The organism is Rhodopseudomonas sp., assembly GCF_048594845.1.
Taxonomy (GTDB): Bacteria; Pseudomonadota; Alphaproteobacteria; order Rhizobiales; family Xanthobacteraceae; genus Rhodopseudomonas.
Genome location: NZ_JBMDXE010000087.1, coordinates 1 through 4,036, shown reverse-complemented (window position 1 = coordinate 4,036; position 4,036 = coordinate 1). Strand labels below are relative to the sequence as shown.

The following is a 4,036-nucleotide window of genomic DNA, read 5'->3' as shown; positions in this document are numbered from 1 at the left end:
CACAAGCTTCGTCTCGGGCCAGCGCACAGGAATGAGAACAGTCGGTCCGGGCGCTGCGCGCGCCGCGACGTTGGGCTCAGCCGAAAACAAAGCAAAATTGATCAGCAAGCAATGCTCGACGTGGATCGCGTCCGTGACCTGGACGCGTCCGTTGGTGTGTCGCTGCTACCCACGACCATCTGTCGCCAGCGAAGTAGCTGTGGCGCCGAAGCGCGAGCCATGTAACCCGACAAACAGGAAAACCTCCGGCGGGGCATCGCCGGAGGTTCCTGGAGGTTTACATGGGTCCTTTCGTCGTTGTTTAGAAAGTGCGCTGGACGCGGACGGCGCCGGTCCAGGTGTCCTGGTCCTTGAACTGATAGACCGCGGTCGGCTTGGTCGCACCCGGGTTCACCGTACCGGTGTTGCCGGTGTAGTTCTGGTCGATCCGGGTGTAGATGACTTCGCCCGAGAACGTCAGGTTCTTGACCGGGGTCCACGCGGTGCGGGTACCGATCTGCGCGATGTTGAAGTTCGGGTTGCCCGTGAAGGTGCCGCCAACAGCGTTGCGGAGGCCCTGGGTGTAGAGCGCGCCGCCGGTGCTGCCGAAGTCGACCGAGGTGTAGGCACCGAAGATCGAGGTCGCCCAGTAGGGGTTCCAGTTGTGGTTGAAGGCACCACGGATGCCCCAAGCCTTGGTGGTTTCGATGCCGCCGCCGGTGGTGAACACGCCGTCAACCGCCGAACCGATCGCGATGGTCTGGTACGCGCCGATCGCGCCGTTGCCGTACATCGAGAAGTTGTTCGGGCTGGTGCCGCCGATCACGTAGCGGATCGCACCGTCAGCGTAGGTCGCATCGAGGTTGATGCTGTCGCCGGGGCCGGTCGGCAGGTTCTTGAGCGACAGGGCGGCGAGCACGGCGTAGCCCCACTTGTCGTCCGGATGGCCGCTGGTCTCGAGACCGGCGTTGTAGTAGCTGGCGCGGTTCTGGTGGGCCGCAGCCGACACCTGGAACAGACCCCAGGCCTGATCGACGCGGATCTTGCCGACGATGTCGGGGATCTGCGTGCCGGCGACGTAGTTGGTCCCCGCGGCCGCGCCCGACAGCCAGGTCGTGCCGTTGTTGGCGGTGCTGGCGCTGCCGAGACCGGTCACGTTGACGAGGCTGGAGACGCCCTGAGCCTGGCGATAGCCGCTCTGGTCTTCGAGCGAGATCGAGCCCGAGATGCCGTTGCCGAATTCGGCGGTGTAGGCAACCTGGTTGATACCGGTCGAGGTGTCGTCGCCGCCGAGCAGGTTCGACGTGATGTTGCCCGGCGAACCGTTCCACGGCGTCGAGAACTGCGACACCGCCTTACCGAAGGTGAAGCCGGCGAACTGCACGAAGGCGAAGTACACGCCGAGCTCACCGCCGGCGACGGTCGACTGCGAGCCGCCGCTGGTCCAGGTGAACACCGAGTCGAAGTAGGTGCGCACGACGCCGTATTCCGTCGCGGTGCGGGTGTCGATGTTGATGTCCTGACGCGAACGGAAGATGGTCTGGTTCGACAGGCGGTTGCCTTGGCCGGCGGTGCCGTTCCAGGCCGGAGTTTCGGTCATGCCCGAGGCATTGACCGCGACTTCGGCGCGGGTGAAGCCGCCGAGCTTGATGCAGGTGTCGGTGCCCGGGATGTAGTAGAAGCCGGCGCCGTAGAGCGAGCAGACCTTGACGTATTCGACCGCCTTGGCCTTGAGCGGAAGGTCGGCGGCTTGCGCAGCCGTCACCATCAGAGCGGCCGTGCTGCCCAGCATCAGGCCTTTCACGAAATTCATTTGAAACCTCCAAGTTTTGCCGTTTGGGCAACACCGTTGGCTTCAAGTATCGGCCACACGGCTTCACCCGCGAACCGCCTTTCGGAGCGCCGGCTGTCGCGGGCCGCTCGTGGGGGCGGGGACGACTTCGAGGTGCCCCCCTCCGTCGGTCTCAGACTCGATACATAACAAAGTTAGCTATTGGAAGGACCAAACCAGGAGGACGGCCCTCATTCGGGGAACCTGTGGCAGGACCGCAACAGTGTGTCACGATTCTGTCACGGTCAAAGTTCCGCCATGGAGAGGGAAAAACAACTCGGTTAATCCCGGGCTTCCGCATAATTTGCTGAATCTGAAGCAGATTCAGCACAGTCGTGCTTTGTGACGGTGGCGTGAAGCGGTTTTAGGCGCTACATTGTTAATCACAGAGGTAATACTTTGGTCGGTGCCGAGCCGGGAGAATATCTTATCAAAAAACATTCTGCCCTTCTCTAAGAGGGTCGAATCGAAGCTCGGACGACACTGGGGAACGTACGATCGGAGGTTCTGGGAATGCCGACTCGGCACAACGCGCACAAGATCGAACCGCTCGAGGACAGCCTCGGCGACGTCGTCGGGCGCGCTGACCATTGCGTGTCGTATCAGGTGATCTGGGACTTCGTCTCGATCAGCAACAATCTCGAGGACATCCGGCGTTCGTGGGCCAAGCTGTTCGGCATCAGCGGCTCGCAATGGCTGATCCTGATGGCCATCAGCGATCTCGACAAGGGCAACGGTGTGTCGGTCGGCGAGGTCTCCGACAAGATCCACGCCGTCTCGACCTTCGTGACCACGCAGACCAAGATTCTCGAACGTCTCGGCCTTATCCATCGCGTGACTTCGACCACCGACGCGCGGGTCGTGCTGATGTCGCTGTCGGAGACGGCGCAGCAGAAGATCGCCGCCCTGACGCCGCGCTGGGAAGCGCTGCACGCCTACATCTTCAGCGACTTCGACGCTGCCGCGCTGAACGACGTCAAGGCCAAGCTCGAAATCCTCAAGCGCCGCACCAAGATCGCGATGCAGCGCGTAGCGGAAGACTGAGCTTCGTCGGCGCTCCTGAGGCGCGAAGCGCGGCTCGGGAGCCAGCCTGCATCATCTGTCACAGCTCGTGCTGTGGATCTGTCGTTCCGTCGAACTTCGCCTGGGCTTCAGCAATCTGCGGAAGATGCGCGACCGCCCACTGCGCCAAGGCCAGAACCGGCTTCTGCAGCGAACGCCCCATCGGTGTGAGTTCGTAGTCCACGCGCGGCGGGATTGTCGGCGTGACTTTTCGGTCGACCAGGCCGTCGCGTTCGAGGCCGCGCAACGTCAGCGTCAGCATCCGCTGTGAGATCGGCTCGATCTCGCGGCGCAATTCCGAGAAGCGGCGCGGGCCGTCGGCGAGGATCGCCACCACCAGCACGCTCCATTTGTCGCCCAGCCGCTGCAGAACCCTGCTGACACCTTGGCAACGCGCGCTTTCGGGATCGAAGCGCTCCAGTCCAATCTCAGGCACACCGACCATACCGGGGTTACTTCCGTGTGTGTGAGGCTCACGAATGTGCCTTCTTGTGACGGATTTTGGCTCGGTTATCTAGAGTGCCTCAGTAACTTTTTTAAACCAGAGGCAACCATGAAGATCCTCCACCTCGACAGCAGCGTCGCCGGCGACAACAGCGTCAGCAAGAAGATCTCGGCGGCGGTCGTCGCCAAGCTGACCGCCGATCGTCCCGGCGCGGAGGTCGTGTATCGTGACCTCGGCGCCGATCCGCTGCCGCATCTGACTCTGGCCGATCTCGCCGATCACACCGTGGTCGACGAATTTCTCTCCGCCGACGTCGTCGTCGTGGGGGCGCCGATGTACAACTTCACCGTGCCGACCAACCTGAAGGCCTGGCTCGACCGCATCGCGATCGCAGGCAAGACGTTCCAATATGGCGGCAACGGTCCCGCGGGGCTGGCGGGCGGACGCAAGGTGATCGTCGCTTCCACGCGCGGCGGCTTCTACGGTCCGGACTCGCCGATCTCCGGCTACGAACTGCAGGATCGCTATCTGCAGACCTTCTTCGGCTTCCTCGGCATCAGCGACATCACCTTCATTCACGCCGAGGGACTCGGCATGGGCCCGGAGCAGCGCGAACGCGCGGTGAACAGCGCCCTTGCGGCGACGAGCTCGCTGGCGGCCTGAGCCCGCCGCGGCGGCCTCAGCGCCGCCGCGACTCTCATCATCCCCGGGACGATGTC

4 protein-coding genes are annotated in these 4,036 nt (G+C 63.2%); 2 read left to right on the top strand and 2 right to left on the bottom strand.

The genetic code is table 11. The features are described from left to right. Positions 1–301: 301 nt before the first annotated feature. Positions 302–1,792, bottom strand: coding sequence for a porin (locus ACOJTD_RS05350; protein WP_420131896.1), 1,491 nt, complete (start codon positions 1,790–1,792; stop codon positions 302–304). Between the two features lie 531 nt (positions 1,793–2,323). On the opposite strand from ACOJTD_RS05350, the gene ACOJTD_RS05345 reads away from it, so the two are divergent. After that, entirely contained in the window at positions 2,324–2,854 is a 531-nt protein-coding gene (locus ACOJTD_RS05345) for a MarR family winged helix-turn-helix transcriptional regulator (RefSeq protein ID WP_420131895.1), read from the top strand. A gap of 58 nt (positions 2,855–2,912) precedes the next feature. Here the strand turns inward: ACOJTD_RS05345 and ACOJTD_RS05340 are convergent, their stop codons facing one another. Beyond that, positions 2,913–3,317 (bottom strand): winged helix-turn-helix transcriptional regulator, encoded by a 405-nt coding sequence (locus ACOJTD_RS05340; protein WP_420131894.1) that lies wholly within the window; start codon positions 3,315–3,317, stop codon positions 2,913–2,915. Between the two features lie 108 nt (positions 3,318–3,425). Between ACOJTD_RS05340 and ACOJTD_RS05335 the strand changes: the two genes are divergently transcribed. Further along, positions 3,426–3,980 (top strand): FMN-dependent NADH-azoreductase, encoded by a 555-nt coding sequence (locus tag ACOJTD_RS05335; RefSeq protein ID WP_420131893.1) that lies wholly within the window; start codon positions 3,426–3,428, stop codon positions 3,978–3,980. Positions 3,981–4,036: the final 56 nt, after the last annotated feature.